At 73.5% G+C, this 17,390-nt stretch carries 16 protein-coding genes; 4 read left to right on the forward strand and 12 right to left on the reverse strand.

The window, feature by feature from the left end; genetic code table 11:
- Nucleotides 1-355 precede the first annotated feature (355 nt).
- Nucleotides 356-847 carry a hypothetical protein gene (locus tag ACIP5O_RS23115; RefSeq protein ID WP_401296226.1) on the forward strand — a complete coding sequence of 164 codons (492 nt, stop codon included), beginning with the start codon at nucleotides 356-358 and terminating at the stop codon, nucleotides 845-847.
- Between the two features lie 80 nt (nucleotides 848-927).
- Nucleotides 928-2,364: a flotillin family protein gene (locus tag ACIP5O_RS23120; RefSeq protein ID WP_401296228.1), complete on the forward strand. Its 1,437-nt coding sequence runs from the start codon at nucleotides 928-930 to the stop codon at nucleotides 2,362-2,364.
- Nucleotides 2,365-2,430: 66 nt separating this feature from the next.
- Here the strand turns inward: ACIP5O_RS23120 and ACIP5O_RS23125 are convergent, their stop codons facing one another.
- Nucleotides 2,431-3,705, reverse strand: a complete 1,275-nt coding sequence (locus ACIP5O_RS23125; protein WP_401296230.1) for a cation:proton antiporter — start codon at nucleotides 3,703-3,705, stop codon at nucleotides 2,431-2,433.
- 7 nt (nucleotides 3,706-3,712) lie between these two features.
- Entirely contained in the window at nucleotides 3,713-4,198 is a 486-nt protein-coding gene (locus ACIP5O_RS23130; protein WP_356547285.1) for a TrkA C-terminal domain-containing protein, read from the reverse strand.
- A 294-nt stretch (nucleotides 4,199-4,492) separates the two neighbouring features.
- Between ACIP5O_RS23130 and ACIP5O_RS23135 the strand changes: the two genes are divergently transcribed.
- Both ACIP5O_RS23135 and ACIP5O_RS23140 read left to right on the forward strand, forming a co-directional pair.
- On the forward strand, nucleotides 4,493-5,464 hold the full coding sequence (locus tag ACIP5O_RS23135) for a HAMP domain-containing sensor histidine kinase (protein ID WP_401296232.1): 972 nt from the start codon (nucleotides 4,493-4,495) through the stop codon (nucleotides 5,462-5,464).
- Complete coding sequence (locus tag ACIP5O_RS23140; protein WP_401296234.1) at nucleotides 5,461-6,168, forward strand: response regulator; 708 nt, start codon at nucleotides 5,461-5,463, stop codon at nucleotides 6,166-6,168. Before ACIP5O_RS23135 ends, ACIP5O_RS23140 begins: the two co-directional genes overlap by 4 nt.
- Before the next feature lie 32 nt (nucleotides 6,169-6,200).
- On the opposite strand, the gene ACIP5O_RS23145 is transcribed toward ACIP5O_RS23140, so the two are convergent.
- From ACIP5O_RS23145 to ACIP5O_RS23190, 10 genes are all read right to left on the reverse strand, one after another.
- Nucleotides 6,201-7,523, reverse strand: a complete 1,323-nt coding sequence (locus ACIP5O_RS23145; RefSeq protein ID WP_401296236.1) for a peptide ligase PGM1-related protein — start codon at nucleotides 7,521-7,523, stop codon at nucleotides 6,201-6,203.
- 13 nt (nucleotides 7,524-7,536) lie between these two features.
- Nucleotides 7,537-9,222, reverse strand: coding sequence for a PP2C family protein-serine/threonine phosphatase (locus ACIP5O_RS23150; protein WP_401296238.1), 1,686 nt, complete (start codon nucleotides 9,220-9,222; stop codon nucleotides 7,537-7,539).
- Nucleotides 9,223-9,559: 337 nt separating this feature from the next.
- A complete protein-coding gene (locus ACIP5O_RS23155; RefSeq protein WP_401296239.1) occupies nucleotides 9,560-9,913 on the reverse strand; it encodes a tRNA-binding protein in 354 nt (117 codons plus the stop codon).
- A 70-nt stretch (nucleotides 9,914-9,983) separates the two neighbouring features.
- Nucleotides 9,984-10,778, reverse strand: a complete 795-nt coding sequence (locus ACIP5O_RS23160) for an S-methyl-5'-thioadenosine phosphorylase (RefSeq protein WP_401296286.1) — start codon at nucleotides 10,776-10,778, stop codon at nucleotides 9,984-9,986.
- Nucleotides 10,779-10,789: 11 nt separating this feature from the next.
- Nucleotides 10,790-11,488 (reverse strand): acireductone synthase, encoded by a 699-nt coding sequence (gene mtnC, locus ACIP5O_RS23165; protein ID WP_401296241.1) that lies wholly within the window; start codon nucleotides 11,486-11,488, stop codon nucleotides 10,790-10,792.
- Nucleotides 11,485-12,063, reverse strand: coding sequence for a 1,2-dihydroxy-3-keto-5-methylthiopentene dioxygenase (locus ACIP5O_RS23170; RefSeq protein WP_401296243.1), 579 nt, complete (start codon nucleotides 12,061-12,063; stop codon nucleotides 11,485-11,487). The genes mtnC and ACIP5O_RS23170 overlap by 4 nt, the downstream gene beginning before the upstream one ends.
- Complete coding sequence (gene mtnA, locus ACIP5O_RS23175) at nucleotides 12,060-13,736, reverse strand: S-methyl-5-thioribose-1-phosphate isomerase (protein WP_401296244.1); 1,677 nt, start codon at nucleotides 13,734-13,736, stop codon at nucleotides 12,060-12,062. Before mtnA ends, ACIP5O_RS23170 begins: the two co-directional genes overlap by 4 nt.
- 3 nt (nucleotides 13,737-13,739) lie before the next feature.
- Nucleotides 13,740-14,504 (reverse strand): hypothetical protein, encoded by a 765-nt coding sequence (locus ACIP5O_RS23180; protein WP_401296246.1) that lies wholly within the window; start codon nucleotides 14,502-14,504, stop codon nucleotides 13,740-13,742.
- Between the two features lie 49 nt (nucleotides 14,505-14,553).
- Nucleotides 14,554-15,900, reverse strand: coding sequence for a crotonyl-CoA carboxylase/reductase (gene ccrA / locus ACIP5O_RS23185; RefSeq protein WP_401296248.1), 1,347 nt, complete (start codon nucleotides 15,898-15,900; stop codon nucleotides 14,554-14,556).
- A complete protein-coding gene (locus ACIP5O_RS23190) occupies nucleotides 15,897-17,279 on the reverse strand; it encodes a cytochrome P450 (RefSeq protein ID WP_401296250.1) in 1,383 nt (460 codons plus the stop codon). The genes ccrA and ACIP5O_RS23190 overlap by 4 nt, the downstream gene beginning before the upstream one ends.
- Nucleotides 17,280-17,390 lie beyond the last annotated feature (111 nt).

A 17,390-nucleotide genomic window follows, 5' to 3' on the forward strand; every position in this document is an offset into this window, starting at 1 on the left:
CGTCGTGCCCGACGGCCCCGTCCGCAGCCGTCCGGTCGGCAGACCATCGTACTGAGCGGATCGTACGGAGCGGGCGGAGGAGGCCGTACGTCCCGTGCCGCCCCGGGACGTCCCGCCCTCCCCGGCGGAAAGGAATTCGGGTAGCCTCGCAGGGCTCGGGAAATTCACCGCCGGAATACCGGCGTGGGGCGTCAATGGGTACCGGCACCCATGTTCCGCAGGCCTGCGACATGGGACAATGGGGTACTTTCACGACGCGAGAGCACGATTTCACGGCTCGGCGCGAGAGCGCGCACGCGGGAACACGCGGGCGCGAAAGCGCGAGCCGATCAACGGGGGCCAGGGGGCGCGGCACATGGTGTGGTTTCTCGGATTCGGAATCGCGGGACTGGTGGTCCTGGCCCTCTCCCTGGTTTTCGACGGCGTCCTGGAAAGCGTCGGCATCGGCGTGGACGGATTCCTGTCCCTCCCGGTGATCGCCGGCTTCGTGTCGGCCCTCGGCTTCACGGGGGCCATCGCCACCGGCGCCGCCGGTGCGGGCGCCGTCACCGCGACCGTCGTCGGGGCCGTCGCGGGCGCCCTGGTGGGCTGGCTGACCTGGCGGTTCAGCCGGGCCCTGCTGCGGGACGACGCGCCCGCGCCCCGGGGCGAGGACCTGACCGGGACGTCGGGCACGGTCGTCACGTCGATCCCCGCCGTCGGTTACGGCGAGGTGCTGCTGTATCTGGGCGGGCAGCCGGTGAAGTACGCGGCGAAGGCCGCCGCACCGGTGGCGCGGGGCGCCGAGGTGTGGGTGGAGTCCGTCCTGTCGTCGACGTCGGTCGCCGTCCGCCCCGTCGAGCGCTGACCCCACCGCCTTTCATCTCTTCGTTCCCTTCTTTTCCCACCCACGTTTTCCACCCACGTTCCACTCAAGGGGATTTCGCCATGAGTCCTGTACTGACAGCGGTCCTCGGGATCGTCGTCCTGGTCGTTCTGCTCGGTCTCGTCGTCGTCACCCGCTACAAGGTCGCCGGACCGAGCGAGGCGTTCATCATCACGGGCCGGCGCGGCAAGAAGGCCACCGATCCCGCCACCGGGCGCGTCTTCACCGACAACAGCGGCCAGAAGGTCGTGGTCGGCGGCGGCGTGTTCGTCGTCCCGTTCGTGCAGCAGAAGTTCACCCTCGACCTCTCCAGCCGGCACATCCCGGTCGCGGTGCGCGGCGCGGTGACCCTGCGCGGCGTGAAGGCGAACCTGGAGGGCGTCGCGATCGTCAAGGTCGGCGGCACCGAGGACTCCATCCGGGCGGCCGCGCAGCGGTTCCTGATGCAGCAGGACGGCATCGTCGGCTTCACCCAGGAGGTGCTGTCCGGCGCGCTGCGCTCCATTGTGGGCCGCATGTCGGTCGAGGACATCATCCGCGACCGCGCCGCGTTCGCCGGCCAGGTCGCCGAGGAGGCCGAGGCCAGCCTGTCCGGCCAGGGCCTGGTCCTGGACGCCTTCCAGATCCAGGACATCACCACCGAGGGCTCCTACCTGGAGGACCTCGGGCGTCCCGAGGCCGCCCGCGCCAAGCAGGAGGCGGACATCGCCGAGGCCGTCGCCCGCCGCGCCGCCGAGCAGGCCCGGCTGAAGGCGGAGGAGGAGATCGCCGTCGCGCAGCGGACCCTCTACCTGAAGCAGGCCGAGATCAAGGCGCAGACCGACGAGGCCGCCGCCCAGGCCAACGCCGCGGGACCCCTCGCCGAGGCCGCCCGCCAGCAGGACATCCTCACCGAGCAGGAGAAGGTCGCCGAGCGGCAGGCCGCGCTGACCGACCGCCAGCTCGACACGAAGGTCCGCAAGCCCGCCGACGCCGCCCGCTACCAGGCCGAGCAGGAGGCCGAGGCCCGCCGGATCGCCCTGGTCAAGCAGGCCGAGGCCGACGCGCAGCGCTCCCGCCTGACCGGTGAGGGCGAGAAGGCGCACCGCGCGGCCCTCGCCGACGCCGTGCGGATCGAGGGCGAGGCCGAGGCCGCCGCCATCGCCGCGCGGGGCGCCGCCGAGGCCGAGGCGATGCACAAGAAGGCCGACGCCTTCTCCCAGTACGGGGACGCGGCCGTCCTGCAGATGCTCGTCGAGGTCCTGCCGCAGGTCGTCGCCAAGGCCTCCGAACCGCTGTCGGCCGTCGACAAGATGACCGTCATCTCCACCGACGGGGCGAGTCAGCTGTCCCGCACGGTCGCGGACAACGTCGCCCAGGGCGTGGAGCTGCTCTCCGCCACCACCGGAGTCGATCTGGCGCAGCTCCTCCGGGGCATCACCCAGAAGCAGAAGCCGAACGAGGCGGAGTCGCGGAAGCCCCGGGGGGACCAGGGCGAGGCCGTCGAGATCACCGGCTGAGGGACGGAGCGACGAAAGGCCCGGGGGAACGCGCCCCCGGGCCTTTCGCGTACGCGCGACGCGGCGTCAGGCGCGGCCGGACGCCCCGCTTCCCGCCTCCACGTCGTCGCTGCCGGTCTTCGGGAGGTCCGCGGCGGACTCCGCGAGTACCGCCCCGTCTCCCGCGGCCGGAGGCGTCGGCGTGCTCCGGCGACGGGCGAGGTGGGCGGCGACCGGCTCGGTGAAGCGGGCGGTGAGCGGCCCGATCACGACGAGGACCAGGACGTAGGCGGTGGCGAAGGGTCCCATCTGTGGCTGGATTCCGGCGCTGACGGCGAGTCCGGCGATGACGATGGAGAACTCGCCGCGCGCGACCAGCGTGCCGCCCGCCCGCCAGCGGCCCTTGACCCCGATCCCGGCCCGGCGCGCGGCCCAGTAACCGGTGGCTGTCTTGGTCAGCGCGGTGACGATCGCCAGGGCGAGCGCCGGCAGGATCACCGGCGGGATGCTGGCGGGGTCGGTGTGCAGGCCGAAGAAGACGAAGAACACCGCGGCGAACAGGTCCCGCAGCGGGCTCAGCAGGGTGTGGGCTCCCTCCGCGACCTCGCCGGAGAGGGCTATGCCGACGAGGAACGCGCCGACGGCGGCGGAGACCTGGAGCTGCTGGGCGACGCCGGCGACGAGCAGGGTCAGGCCGAGGACCACCAGGAGCAGCTTCTCCGGGTCGTCGCTGGAGACGAACCGGGAGATCAGGCGCCCGTACCGGAGGGCGAGGAAGAGCACGAGCCCGGCCACGCCCAGGGCGATCGCGAGCGTCACGCTGCCGGCGGCGAGGCCGACGCCGGCGAGCAGGGCCGTGATGATGGGCAGGTAGACGGCCATGGCCAGGTCTTCGAGGACCAGGATGCTGAGGATCACCGGGGTCTCGCGGTTGCCCAGGCGTCCGAGGTCGCCGAGGACCTTGGCGATGACCCCGGACGAGGAGATCCAGGTGACGCCCGCCAGGACGACGGCGGCGACCGGCCCCCAGCCGAGCAGCAGCGCGGCGACGGCGCCGGGCAGGGCGTTGAGGGCGAAGTCGACGAGCCCGGCCGGGTACTGGGTCTTGAGGTTGGAGACGAGGTCGCTCGCCGTGTACTCGAGGCCGAGCATCAGGAGCAGGAGGATGACCCCGATCTCGGCGCCGATGGCGACGAACTCCTCGCTGGCGCCGAGCGGCAGCAGGCCGCCGTTGCCGAAGGCGAGGCCCGCGAGGAGGTAGAGCGGGATCGGGGAGAAGCTGAACCGGGCCGCGAAGCGGCCGAGCAGGCCCAGGCCGAGGATGATGGCGCCGAACTCGATCAGGAAGACAGCGGAATGCACCCTCGCCTCACTCCCGTCCGAGGATCGCGGCGGCGGCGTCGACGCCCTCGCGGGTGCCGATCACGATGAGCGTGTCGCCGCCCGCGAGCCGGAAGTCCGGCGTCGGGGACGGGATCGCCCCGGAGCGGCGCAGTACGGCCACGACGGAGGCGCCCGCCTCGGTGCGCATCCGGGTGTCGCCGAGCACGCGCCCGTTCCAGTACGCGTGCGCGGAGAGCTCGATCCGCTCGGCGACGAGTCCCAGGTCCGTGGTGTGCAGGACGTTGGGGCTGTGGTGCGCGGGCATCAGCGCGTCGATCAGGGAGGCCGTCTCCCCCTCGGTGAGGTGGAGGGACTGGGCGCAGGCGTCGGGGTCGTCGGCCCGGTAGACGTTCACCGTCCGCGTTCCGTCGCGGTGCGCGATGACCGAGAGCGCGCGGTGCTCGCGGGTGGTGAAGTCGTACTGGACTCCGATGCCGGGCAGGGGTGTCGTTCTGGTCCGCGGGGCAGGCACTGGCCCGTCGCCTCCTGTCGTCGTGACCGGCAGCGGCCGGTCGGGGCCGGTCGCCGGCCTCTCGTGGGAAAAGGGGTGTGCCACGGGGGGAACGGCGCCGTCCCGCACCCCGCGGCCCCGTCATGGTGCCATCCGCGGGGAGACGCGGAACATGGGTGTCAGCACGGATGGACAGAACCCCGGCAAAACGGTCAGGATGAGGCGGGGACACGGGTCCCGCCGCGGGCCGCAGGGCGCCCGCGGTGAGCATCGGACGGCCGGGCCACAGTGCCGGGTCCGGGGAGAGGCGGGGCGGTGTCGCTGTACTGGCGCCTCTTCCTGCTGAACGCCGCGATCCTGGTCGTCGCCGTGCTGCTGCTCTTCGGTCCCGTCACGGTCTCCACCCCGGTCCTCGTCGGCGAGGCGGTCGTCCTCGTGGCCGGTCTGGCGGCGATGCTCGCCGCCAACGCCTTCCTGCTGCGGGTGGGCCTGGCGCCGCTCCAGCGCCTCACCCGGGTGATGCGGGCGGCGGACCCGCTGAGGCCCGGCCGGCGCGCGGAGGTGACGGGGCGCGGCGAGATCGCCGACCTGACCCGTACGTTCAACACGATGCTCGACCGGCTGGAGGCCGAGCGGGCCGCGAGCAGCGCCCGGGTGCTCTCCGCGCAGGAGGCCGAGCGGCGGCGGATCGCGCAGGAGCTGCACGACGAGGTGGGGCAGACCCTCACCGCCGTGCTGCTCCAGCTCAAGCACTCCGCCGACCACGCCCCCGCCGGTCTGCGGGCCGAGCTGCTCCAGGCGCAGGAGACCACCCGGGGCAGCCTGGACGAGATCCGGCGGATGGCGCACCGGCTGCGGCCGGGCGTCCTGGAGGAGCTGGGGCTGCACAGCGCACTCAGGTCGCTGGCGTCGGAGTTCTCCACGCGCGGCCTGACGGTGCGGCCCCGCATCGACGCCGGTCTGCCGAAGCTCGACCACGAGACGGAGCTGGTGCTCTACCGGGTGGCGCAGGAGGGCCTCACCAACACGGCCCGCCACTCCGGGGCGAGCCGCGTCGACCTGCGGCTGCGGCTCCTGCCCGGGGGCGGGGTGGGGCTGCGCGTACGGGACGACGGGCGGGGCGTCGGGAACGCGCCCGAGGGCGCCGGGCTGCGGGGCATGCGCGAGCGGGCCCTGCTGATCGGCGCGGAGCTGACGGTCCGTGACGGCCGGGACGGGGGGACGGAGGTCCGCCTGGACACCACCGGCGGCGGCGCGGGAGGCGGCACGGAGGAGGGGGCGCCATGACCGGCGGCATCGGGTCCCGTACGGACACGGGGAGCGGGGACGCCACGACCGGAGCGCGGCCGACGCGCATCCTGCTCGCGGACGACCACGCCCTGGTGCGCAACGGGGTGCGGCTGATCCTCGACGCCGAGCCGGACCTCACGGTCGTCGCCGAGGCCGCGGACGGGGCGGAGGCCGTCGCCCTGGCCCGCTCCGAGCGGATCGACCTGGCCGTCCTCGACATCTCCATGCCCCGCCGGACGGGGCTCCAGGCGGCCCGCGAACTCAGCCGCCTCCAGCCGGAGCCGAGGATCCTGATCCTCACGATGTACGACAACGAGCAGTACTTCTTCGAGGCCCTCAAGGCCGGGGCGAGCGGTTACGTCCTGAAGTCCGTGGCCGACCGCGACCTGGTGGAGGCGTGCCGGGCGGCGGTGCGCGACGAGCCGTTCATCTACCCCGGCGCCGAGACCGCCCTGATCCGCACCTACCTCGACCGGGCGGAGCAGGGCAGGCCCCTGCCCGACAAGGCCGTCACCGAACGCGAGGAGGAGATCCTCAAGCTCGTCGCGGAGGGCCACAGCTCGAAGGAGATCGCCGACCTCCTCGTCATCAGCCCCAAGACCGTCGAGCGCCACCGCGCCAACCTGCTCCAGAAGCTGGGCATGCGCGACCGCCTCGAACTCACCCGCTACGCGATCCGGGTGGGTCTGATCGAGCCGTAGGGCGCACGGCCCGTTTCGGCGAACGGCCCGTTTCAGCGCGCGGCGGCCCAGGAGGCCCGCAGCAGCTCCTCGTACCGCGTCACGCCCGCCCGGTCGCCGGCGATCGCCGCGTAACGCCAGGTCCGGCCGTCCGGCGGCGGTCCGGCGTAGAGGACGATCCCCTCGCCGCGCGCGGGGTCGTAGGCGAGCCGCGCGCCGCGCAGCCGCTCCACGGCCTCGCCGAAGGGATACGCGGCCGGGGCCCGCACCCTGCCCGTCGCCCAGACCGGGTCACCGGCTCCGGCCCGCGCCGCGAGACGGGCCACCATGGCCCGCGGGGTGGTGGTGGCGGTGCGCCGCACGTTGCTCTCCCCCGCGTAGACCTCGCCGTCGGGCGTCACCATCGCGTCGAGGCCGAAGGGCCCCGCGTATCCGCGCGCCGCGAGGAAGCCGCCCAGGGCGTGCCCCCAGGCCTCCAGCGTGGCCCCGAGGTCCGCCGCCGGGGCGGGCAGGGGCGAGAGGTAGCCGGTGAAGGCGCCTCCCTCGGTCCGCATCTCGCCGCTGAACAGCGCCCGCGTCCCGCCGGGGCCGGTCTCCATCTGGACGCTCACCGACCGGGCCACGTCGATCCGCCGCTCGACGACCCACAGCCCCTCCGGGCCGCCCACCGGCGCGAGTCCGTCCCCGGTCCACGGGTCCGCCGACGAAGCCGCCGGGCCCGCCGGGTCCGCCGGGAGGAAGAGCATGCCGTGGCCGCCCGCCGACCGGTCGGGCTTGACCACGACCCGCCCGTACGCGGCGAGGAGTTCCCGCACGGCGTCCGGCACCCCGTCGCGGCGGCGGACCCGGCCGTCCGGCAGCCTCATGCCCAGCGCGAGCGCCACGTCCCGGAACCCGGCCTTCGTGTTGAGCAGCCCGGTCACGTCGAGCGCGGCCTCGGCCGCCGCCACGGAGGCGTACGGCGCCACGGGGACGCCCAGGCCGCGCGCGAGACCGATCGCGGCGCCGTCCAGGGCCGTGGGGAGGACCGCCCCGAGGGACCGGCCGGCCGTCGCCCTCCGTACCGCCTCGACGGTCCGGTGGCACGGGTCCGCCCCGGGCGGGACGACCACCGTGACCGAGCCCCGGGGGACGCCGGTCAGGTCGTGGACGTACTCCAGGAACTCCTCCCCGACCGGCACCGGGGACACCAGGACGTCGCCCGGCCGCAGCAGCCACGCCTCCCGCGGCGCCTGCTCCGCCCAGGCGCGGAGCGCCTCGCGCTCCTCCGGGTCCACCGCCAGGTCGGAGACGAGGTTGGCGTGGAGGACCAGGGGGCCGCCCGGACCCGTGAAGTCCACGGGATGCACGGGGTCCACGGAGTTCACGGGGTCCACGGGGTCCTTCCGGTCAGACGCTGACGTGCAGGACGCAGATGTCGTCGCGGCGGGTCGCCGGGTCGACGAGTGCCTCCAGGACGGCGTCCAGGGGGCGCGGGCCGTCGCCGAGTTCGGCGACCGTGCGGGCCAGGTGGTCGAGGCCGTCGTCGAGGAGCACGCCCGGGGCCTCGACCAGGCCGTCGGTGAAGAACAGCAGGTGGTCGCCCGGCAGCAGGCGGATGGCCGACGAGTCGTAGCGCGGCGCGGTCGTGGCGCCCAGGAGGACGCCGCGGGGCGACGGCAGGTAGCGGGCCTCCCCGTCGCGCAGGAGGAGGGGCGGCAGGTGGCCGGCCTGCACCCAGGTGAGGATCCCCGAGGAGGGCTCGTACCGTCCCATGATCATCGTGGCCGTGCTGTAGGCGCGGTCCGCGCTGTGCCACAGGAGGGTGTTGAGGCGGGCGAGGATCGTGGCGAGCGGGGTCCCGGTGATGGCCATGCCCTTGGCGGTGAAGCGCAGCTGGGCCATCGTGGCCACGGCGTCGAGCCCGTGACCCGCGACGTCGCCGACGACGAGCAGGGCGCTGCCGTCGGGCAGTTCGATGGCGCTGTACCAGTCGCCCCCGACGTTGAGCCCCTGCTGGAGGGGGCGGTAGGCGACGTCGACGGTGAGGCCGGCCAGGCGCAGGGACTGCTGGGGAAGGGGCAGCAGGGCGTGCTGGAGCCGGGCGGCGAGGGCGCGTTCGGTCGTCAGCGTCTCCTGCTGCGCCAGGGCGGCCCGTTCGCGTTCGAGGAGCTGCTCCTTGGTCCGCTTCACCGCGGTGAGGTCCTGGAAGAAGCCGTGGACCTCGACCGGGGAGCCGTGGGCGTCCGCCTCGGCCTCCGCGACGATCCGGAGGTGGCGGACCTCTCCCCGGGGGGTGGTGATGCGGAAGGTGTGGTCGATGGGCAGCCCGTCCCCGAGGAGGCGCCGCACCTCGCCGCCCAGGGCGGGCAGGTCCTCGGCCAGGACGTGGCCGGGCAGCTCCTCCAGGGTCATCGGGCCGAGGGAGGGGTCGCGGGCGAAGATGTCGTAGACCTGTTCCGACCAGGTGATGGCGTCGCGGACGAGGTCCCAGTTGGCCCAGCCCATGTTCCCCAGGCGCTGCATCACCTCCAGGCGGCGCTGCTCGCGCTCGCCGCTGTCGAGGCGCACCCAGGAGACGACCAGTCCGCCCTGGCCGGCCGTCGCGCGGACGGCGAAGCGGGAGAGGCGGGGGATGCCGGCGAGCACCTCCTCGTACGCGAAGGGCTCGCCCTCGTAGCGGACGCCGTGCTCCAGCGCGTCGAGGTACCCGCGCCACAGGGGGGTGCCGAGCACGCTCGGGTACGTCTCCAGGACGCGGAGGCCCACCAGCTCCCTGCCCCTGCGGCCCCCGACGTCCAGCGCGTCGGGCGAGGCCGCCGCGATCCGGAAGTCCTCGACCGCGCCGTCCGTTCCGTACAGCGGCACGAGGAAGATCGCGGAGCCGGGCAGTCCGTCGAACAGCTCCTGGATCGCGGCGGCCGTGAGGGCGGGCGGGCGCGGGTCCGCGGCCGTCACCGTCGGCTGCCGGCGGGCCACGTAGCGGCCCGAGGAGAAGACGGAGCCCCCGCCGGCCGTGCGGGAGAGCGCGGTGCCTCCCCCGCAGCCGCTGTTTCCCGGCTCAGGCACGTCCGGCTCGTCGCGGCTACCCGTCATGGAACGAGCATGCCACGAATGGGCTCCGGGGCTCCCGGACGGCCCTGCGCCGTCACCCGGTTTCGGGAGGGGCCGCCGGGGCCCGGCCGGCCGGGCCCCGGGGGTTCCGTCGCTCCGGGGCGGCGGCCGGACGGGGCGCCGGATCGTTCACCGGTGCGTGGGGCTCCCGCGCCCCGGCCGGCCGCGCCCCCGGCCTGTCCGGCGCCCCGGCGCACGCCGCGTGGCCGGTCCGGACGTCCTCGGGCCGCTGCCCCGAGCCGCTCCCCCGGCAGGACGCGCGGCGCCGCAGGTGCGGCCGGACGCCGGGCACGCCGGGAGGGAGCGGCGGGTCGGCGGGTCAGCCGACGACGTCGCCCGGAGCGGCCGCGGGCTCCGGCGACAGGAGCTGGACCGCGCCGTCCGAGTCGTAGGAGCCCAGGATGAGGAACTCGCTGGTGAATCCGGCGATCCGCTTCTTCCCGAGGTTGACCACGCCGACGACGAGGCGGTCCTTCAGCTCCTCGGGCCGGTAGTTGGTGACCTGGGCGCTCGTGGCCAGGATCCCGACCGGGCCGAAGTCCGCCGTGATCCTGTACGCGGGCTTGCGGGCCTCCGGGAACTCCTCCACCGTCAGAACGCGTCCGACGCGGATGTCGGAGGAGAAGAAGTGGGCCGGGTCTGTCAGGGGCTTGGGCGTGGTGCTGTCGCTCATGGTTCTCGCTCGGTTCGTCGGGGCGCCGCGGTCGGGTGCCGCGGCACGGTCACGGGAAGGCTCGTGCCGCTCACGGTAGTTCGAAGGGCATCGTGATGCCGTCGAGGGCGCGGGCACAGTGGCAGGTGCGCTCGGCGGGGAGCAGCTCCACGGCGCGCAGGACGATGGACCGCATCCGCTCGGTGTTCGCGGCGAAGACCTTGAAGACCTCGTCCTGGGACACGCTCTCCCCCGCTTCCAGACCGGCGTCGAGGTCGGTGACGAGCGCCAGGGAGGTGTAGCAGACCGCCAGTTCGCGGGCGAGCACCGCCTCCGGCGTGCCCGTCATGTTCACCAGGGACCAGCCCTGGGCCGCGTACCACCGCGACTCCGCGCGGGTCGAGAAGCGCGGGCCCTCGATGACCACCATGACGCCACCGGTCCGCACGCCCTCGCCGCCCGCCTCCGCCACCGCGGCCGTGCCGTGCGCGCAGTACGGGTCGGCGAAGGGGACGTGGACCGCGCCCCGTTCGTGGAAGGTCTGGACGCGGCCGCTCGTCCGGTCGACCAGCTGGTCGGGGACGACGATGGTGCCGGGGCTCAGCTCGCGGCGCAGCGAGCCGACCGCGCACGGGGCCAGGATCTGGCGGACCCCGGCGGCGCGCAGGGCCCAGATGTTCGCCCGGTAGTTGATCCGGTGGGGCGGGTACTCGTGGTCGCGGCCGTGCCTCGGCAGGAAGGCCACCCTGCGGCCCGCGACCGTGCCGACGGACAGCGGGGCCGAGGGGTCGCCGAACGGGGTGGTCACCTCGACCTGTTCGGCGCCTTCGAGCAGCTCGTAGAAGCCGCTGCCGCCGATGACGCCTATCTCCGCCGGTGCGGACATCGATGCCGTGCTCACGCGCGTACCACCTGGATCTCGGTCAGGGTCTGGACAGTGGGGTGGGGGTCGTGCTCGGCCAGGTCCTCGGGCGCCGGGTCCTCCGGGCGCTGGACCCGTACGGTCTGCCAGCCGGCCGCCGCCGCGGCGGCCAGCTCGGCCGGCGCGTCGCTGAGGAAGAGGGTCCGCCCGGCCGGAACCCCCAGGGTCCGGCCGATGCGGCGGTAGGAGTCCGGGTCGTTCTTGGGTCCGGTGTTCTCCAGGTCGAAGTAACCGTCGAGGTGGCGGGTCAGATCGCCGTACTCGGTGGTGGCGAACCAGTCGCGCTGGGCCGCGCGGGCCCCGGAGGAGTAGACGTAGCGGCCGATGCCCGCCTCGGCCCAGGCGGCGAGCGCCCCGGGCACGTCGCCGTAGACGTGTCCGGCGAGGCTGCCGTCGGCGTACCCCTCGGCCCAGATCCGCGCCTGGACCGCCTTGAGCGGGGCGGCCTTGGCGTCGGCGTCGGCCCACCGGGTCAGGGCGCGCACAGCGCCCGCCTCGTCGGACGCGCCGGTCGCGAGGACCAGCTCGCCGTGGAGCGGGGTGTCACGGTGCGCGGCGAACCAGCCGGCGATCCTCTGCCGTGCGTACGGGAAGAGGACCTGGCGGACGTGGGCGGCCGAACCGGTGGTGCCTTCGATGTCGAGCACCACCGCGTCGGCGGTGAAGGCGATCATCCGGCGGCCGCCAGCAACGCGTCCAGGCGGGGGAAGCGCCGGGCGATCGGGTCCCCGGTGAAGTCTCCGACCCAGCCGTCCTCGCGCTCGAAGAAGCGGATCGCGCAGAACTCGGGCTCCGGTCCCATGTCGAACCAGTGGGTGGTGCCCGCCGGTACGGACAGCAGGTCCCCCGCCTCGCACACCACCGCGAGGACCGTGCCGGCCAGGTGCAGGTAGAAGCAGCCGGTGCCGTGGGCGAAGAAGCGGACCTCGTCCTCGCCGTGCCGGTGCTCCTCCAGGAAGGTGGAGCGCGCGCCCGCGGCCTTCTCCCGCCAGGCGTCGCTGTCCTCGGGGTGCAGCATCACCACGTCGACGAGGCCCAGGCCCTCGGCGGCGCACAGTTCGTCGACCTCGGCACGGTAGCGCTCCAGCACCTCGGCGGGGTCGGTCCCGCCGGCGACCGGGCCGCGGACCTCCCAGTGGCGCAGCTCGACCGAGTGCTCGCGCAGGACGGCGGCGATCTCGTCGGCGTCGCGGGTCCGCAGCAGTACGGTCTCCGGAGCGTCGTCCGGCATGACGTGGAGCAGGGTCATCCGTGGCCTCCCTGGCCGGTGGTGAGTACGAGGTGTCGGCAGACGGACTCGAGGCATTCGAGCCGGTTGCGGGCCTGGGCGAGGTCCCGGCCCCAGACCGTCACCCCGTGGTCGGTGATCAGCAGGCCGGGTGCCCGTTCGGGGCCGCCCGGGGGCGTGTCGGACAGCAGGTGCGCCTCCAGTTCGGCGGCGATCCGCGGCACCTCGGCGTGGTTGGCGAAGACCGGCAGGGTGGTGCGCGAGGGGTCGGACAGACCGAGCGCCTTGAGGAGTTCGTGACCGGCCAGCTCCAGGGTCCCGGTTCCGCCCGCCGCGCCGACGCGGCTCGCCACGGCGGTGGCGTACGGCGAGTGGACGTGGACGACGGCACCGGCGTCGGTGGCCCGGTAGACGGCGGCGTGGATCGACGTCTCGGCGGAGGCCCGCAGTCCGTTCTCCTCGGCGGGTTCACCGGTGCGGGCGTCCACGAGGACGGTGTCGGCGGCGGTGAGGTCGCCCTTGTCCCGGCCGCTGGCGGTGATCAGGGCGTGCGCGGACTCGCCGGGCAGCCGCACCGAGAGGTTGCCGGAGGTGGCGGGCATCCATCCGCGTTCGTAGAACTGCCGGGAGAAGCGGGCGAGGTCGGCGCCGAGCCGCTGCCGGGTCGCGGCCGGGCGCACGGTCTCCTTCTCGGTGACCACGGCGGTGACGAGTTCGGCCGGGGTGACGTCGAAGGCCGGGTTGTAGACGCCCGCGCCCGCCGGGGCGACCGCGGTGCCCGCGAAGGAGGTCACCTCGTGCGCGGAGCGCTCCTCGACGACGATCCCGGAGCCGTCGGGCAGCGCCGGGTCCCGAGTGGACTCGGGGGCGACCACGATGAAGGGGACGTGGTGACGGGCCGCGGCCAGTGCGAGGCCGTAGGTGCCTATCTTGTTGGCGACGTCCCCGTTGACGGCGATCCGGTCGGCTCCGACCAGGACGACGTCGACCAGGCCGCGTGCGAGGGCGGACGCGGCGGCGGAGTCCACGCAGAGCCGGTACGGCACGCCCGCCTCGCTCAGCTCCCAGGCGGTCAGCCGGGCGCCCTGGAGCAACGGCCGGGTCTCGTCGACGAGGACCTCCTCGACCAGACCGCGCCCGGACAGCTCGATGATCACCCCGAGGGCGGTGCCGACCGCGGCGGTGGCCAGCCGGCCCGTGTTGCAGTGCGTCAGGATCCGCAGCGGCCGGTCGGGGGTGAGCGAGAGCACCAGCTCGCAGGCGCGGTTCACGGCGGCCCGGTTGACGGCGATGTCCTCGTCCAGCATGGCGAGGGCCTCGTCGAGGACGGCCTGTCCGCCGTCGCCGAGGACGCCCAGCACCCGTTCGACGGCCCACGCCAGGTTGACGGCGGTGGGCCGGGCGGCGGCGATCCGGGCCGCGTCCGCGCGCACGGCGGACCGGTCGAGGGTGCCCGTGGTCGCGTCGGTGTGGCGGAACGCGGACATGGCCACGCCCAGGGCGCCGGCCAGGCCGATGGCGGGCGCGCCCCGCACGGCCAGCGACTGGACGGCGTCGATCAGCTGGTCGACGGTCTCCAGCCGCAGGAGCCGGTACTCGTGGGGCAGGGCCCGCTGGTCGACGGCCAGCACCACCCCGTCGGACCACTCCAGCGACGGGCGGGGCGTCCGGTCGGAACTCGGGTTCGAGGCCACGGGTCAGTCCTCCGGTCCGAAGTCGTTCCCGCCGCTCAGACGTACGGTGACGCACTGGCCGAGGCGGTTGGTGGTGGTGTGCAGGACGGTCGCGTCGACCGAGCCGAGGAGTCTCAGCAGGCCCGCCTCGCTGAAGGACTGGGAGGCGAAGCCGCCCTCGCCCTGGAAGGCGACGCCACCGTAGTCGCCGGGGACCTCGTCGAGGTCCTCGATGCCGCAGGCCGTGTAGTAGGCCCGGCGGACGGCGGTGGTCGAGGGCTGTTCGTCGAAGACGGAGATCACGCCGATCCCGCCGGCCGTGGCGGCGCTGTTGAGCACCTTCTCGGGCTCGGCGAAGTTGCCCAGCAGGTTGAACGGGAACAGCTGGAGCGGGCGCCGGCCGCCGATCTCGAAGGCCCAGGAGCTGCTGTGCAGCACGTCGCCGATGAGGCCGCGGGCCTGCCCGTCGAGGCCCTCCTCCTGGATGCGGCGGGTGAGGCGGGCGATGGCGCCGGGCGAGATGTCGACGCCCAGGTAGGGCAGGCCGGCGGCGCGCGCGACCTCCAGGGCCCGTCCGTCGTAACAGCCCAGTTCGACCAGGCTGTCACAGCGGTGGCGGAGGGCGGACTTCAGGGCCGCGAGTCCCTCCATCTGGAGATAGGAGAGGATCTCGTCGGGGAAGTGGGCGGCGCGCATGATGGCGGGTGCGCCACCGTCCCGGTAGAAGGAACCTGCGGGGAGGGTCTCGCTCGCGCCGCCTTCCGTGCGTATGGACGCGGTGGATCTCACAGCTGTTTCACCTCTCGAGGGACGCCCGGCGCCGGTTGGCTCGTGGTTCTCACTGCTCGGGGCGGAAGCGGTTGATGGCGTCGATGTGCTTGGCGCGCAACTCGTGGTCGCGGACGCCCAGGCCCTCCTGGGGCGCGAGGGCGAGGACGCCGACCTTGCCCTGGTGGAGGTTGCGGTGGACGTCGTAGGCGGCCTGGCCGGTCTCCTCCAGGGAGTAGACCTTCGACAGGGTCGGGTGGATCTTGCCCTTGGCGATCAGGCGGTTGGCCTCCCAGGCCTCGCGGTAGTTGGCGAAGTGCGAGCCGATGATGCGCTTGAGGGACATCCACAGGTAGCGGTTGTCGTACTGGTGCATGTAGCCGGAGGTGGAGGCGCAGGTGGTGATGGTGCCGCCCTTGCGGGTGACGTACACGCTCGCGCCGAAGGTCTCGCGGCCCGGGTGCTCGAAGACGATGTCGATGTCCTCGCCGCCGGTCAGCTCGCGGATGCGCTTGCCGAAGCGCTTCCACTCCCTGGGGTCCTGGGTGTGCTCGTCCTTCCAGAACCTGTAGTCCTCGGCGTTGCGGTCGATGACGGCCTCGGCGCCCATGGACCGGCAGATGTCGGCCTTCTCGGGGGAGGAGACGACGCAGATCGGGTTGGCGCCGCCGGCGAGGGCGAACTGGGTGGCGTAGGAGCCGAGGCCGCCGCTGGCGCCCCAGATCAGGACGTTGTCGCCCTGCTTCATGCCGGCGCCGTTGCGGGAGACCAGCTGGCGGTAGGCGGTGGAGGCGACCAGCCCCGGGGCCGCCGCCTCCTCCCAGCTCAGGTGGCCGGGCTTGGGCATGAGCTGGTTGGACTTGACCAGGGCGATCTCCGCCAGGCCGCCGAAGTTGGTCTCGAAGCCCCAGATGCGCTGCTCGGGGTCGAGCATCGTGTCGTTGTGGCCGTCGGAGGACTCCAGCTCGACCGACAGGCAGTGCGCGACGACCTCGTCGCCCGGCTTCCAGGAGTTGACGCCCGGGCCGGTGCGCAGCACGACGCCCGCGAGGTCGGAGCCGATGACGTGGTACGGCAGGTCGTGGCGCTCGGCGAGCGGTGAAGTCCGCCCGTAGCGCTGCAGGAAACCGAAGGTCGGGAGGGGCTCGAAGATGGAGCTCCAGACCGTGTTGTAGTTGACCGAGGAGGCCATGACGGCGACGAGCGCCTCGCCCGGGCCCAGTTCGGGCACCGGGACCTCGTCCACGTGCAGGGACTTGCGCGGGTCCTTGTCGCGGCTGGGGACGCCGTCGAACATGGCGGTGTCCTCGGCGCGCAGCACGACGGCCCGGTAGGACTCGGGCAGGGCGAGGGCCGCGATGTCGCCGGGAGTCCGGTCGGCGGCGGGGGCGAGAAGGACGTCGAGGAGCTGCCTCATGCCACGGCCTCCGTCGTACGGGGTCGCACGCGCACCAGCAGGGGTCCGGCGGGGCGCAGGGCCATGCCGAGGTCCACGGGGGCCCGCCGGCCGGGCGGATCGTGCGCTTCGAGGTCGAAGCGCTGGAGGACGGCCGCCAGCGCGATGCCCGCCTCCAGCATCGAGAAGTGCTGCCCGATGCAGGCGCGCGGTCCGCCGCCGAAGGGGAACCAGGCGTAGCGCGGGCGGGCCGCCTCCGCCTCGGGCGTGAAGTGCTCGGGATCGAAGTCGTCCGGCCGCGTCCAGTAGGCGGGGTGCCGGTGGGTGACCCAGGGAGCCAGGTAGACGTCGGCCCCCGCCGGGATGCGGAACCCGTCGACCTCGGTGTCGGCGACCGCGCGGCGCCCCATGATGGCGACGGAGGGATAGACGCGCATGGTCTCCTTCAGCACCCGGTTGAGGTACGGCAGGGCCTCCACGTCGGCGGCGCCCGGGGTCCGGCCGGCCAGAACGCCGTCGACCTCGGCACGCACGCGGGCGCGCACCCCGGCGTCACCGGCGAGCAGGTGCAGGGCGCAGGCGATCGTCGTCGCCGTGGTCTCGTAGCCCGCCAGCAGGAAGATCAGGATCTGGTCGCGGACGGCGTCGGCGCTCAGTCGCGAACCGTCCTCGTCGCGGGCTCGGACCAGCAGCGAGATCATGTCGTCGGCCTCGTCGGTGCCGGCCTCGCCGGCGGCGGTGCGCCGGGCGATGATCCGGTCGCAGATCTCGTACAGCTCGCGCTGGGCGGTGAGCGTCCGGCGGTTGGCGGGAGTGGGCCACGTCCGGGGCAGTCGCACGGGCGAGACCCCGCGGCGCAGCACGCTCTCGCCGATGACCGGGAACCGGCGCCGCACCACGTCCACGGCGGCCTCGATGTCGGCCCCGAAGAGAATGCGGCTCACCGTACGGAGTGCGAATTCCGTCATTGTCGCGGACACATCCACGACACCGTCGGGACGCGTGTGCCAGTCGGAGACCGATCGAATCGTTTCAGCATGCACCGCGGCCGCGTATTCGTTCACCCGGCGCCGGGTGAACAGTGGTTGAACCATGCGCCGCTGGAAGACGTACTCGTCGTCCTGGCTGGTGAGCAGGCCATTTCCGAGGGATTCCCGGATCTCGGTGTACGTCGGATTGTCCTTGCGGAAATTCGCCGATCGCGAGGCGAGCACCTGCTGGACGCCCTCGGCGGAGAAGACACCGTACACCTCGGTCCGCATGCCCGGCGGGCCGGCCTGGAAGCGCACTACGTCGCCGACGGAGCCCCGGGCCCGGAGGTAGGCCGCCAGTACGTCCTCCTGCAGTTCCTTGAGCGATCCGAGCAGGGGGTGGCCGGCGACCAGCGGTACCTGTCTCACGGACTTCCTTTCCGGTCGAATTTCCTCGGACTTCAGGATTCTGGCCAGACGAAACCTCTCTCCGCCAGGGGGGTAAGTGGAGTGTCCATATTTTTCCGAATGATCCGAGCG

Origin of the sequence: Streptomyces sp. NPDC088915 (assembly GCF_044749825.1) — a bacterium.
GTDB lineage: Bacteria > Actinomycetota > Actinomycetes > Streptomycetales > Streptomycetaceae > Streptomyces.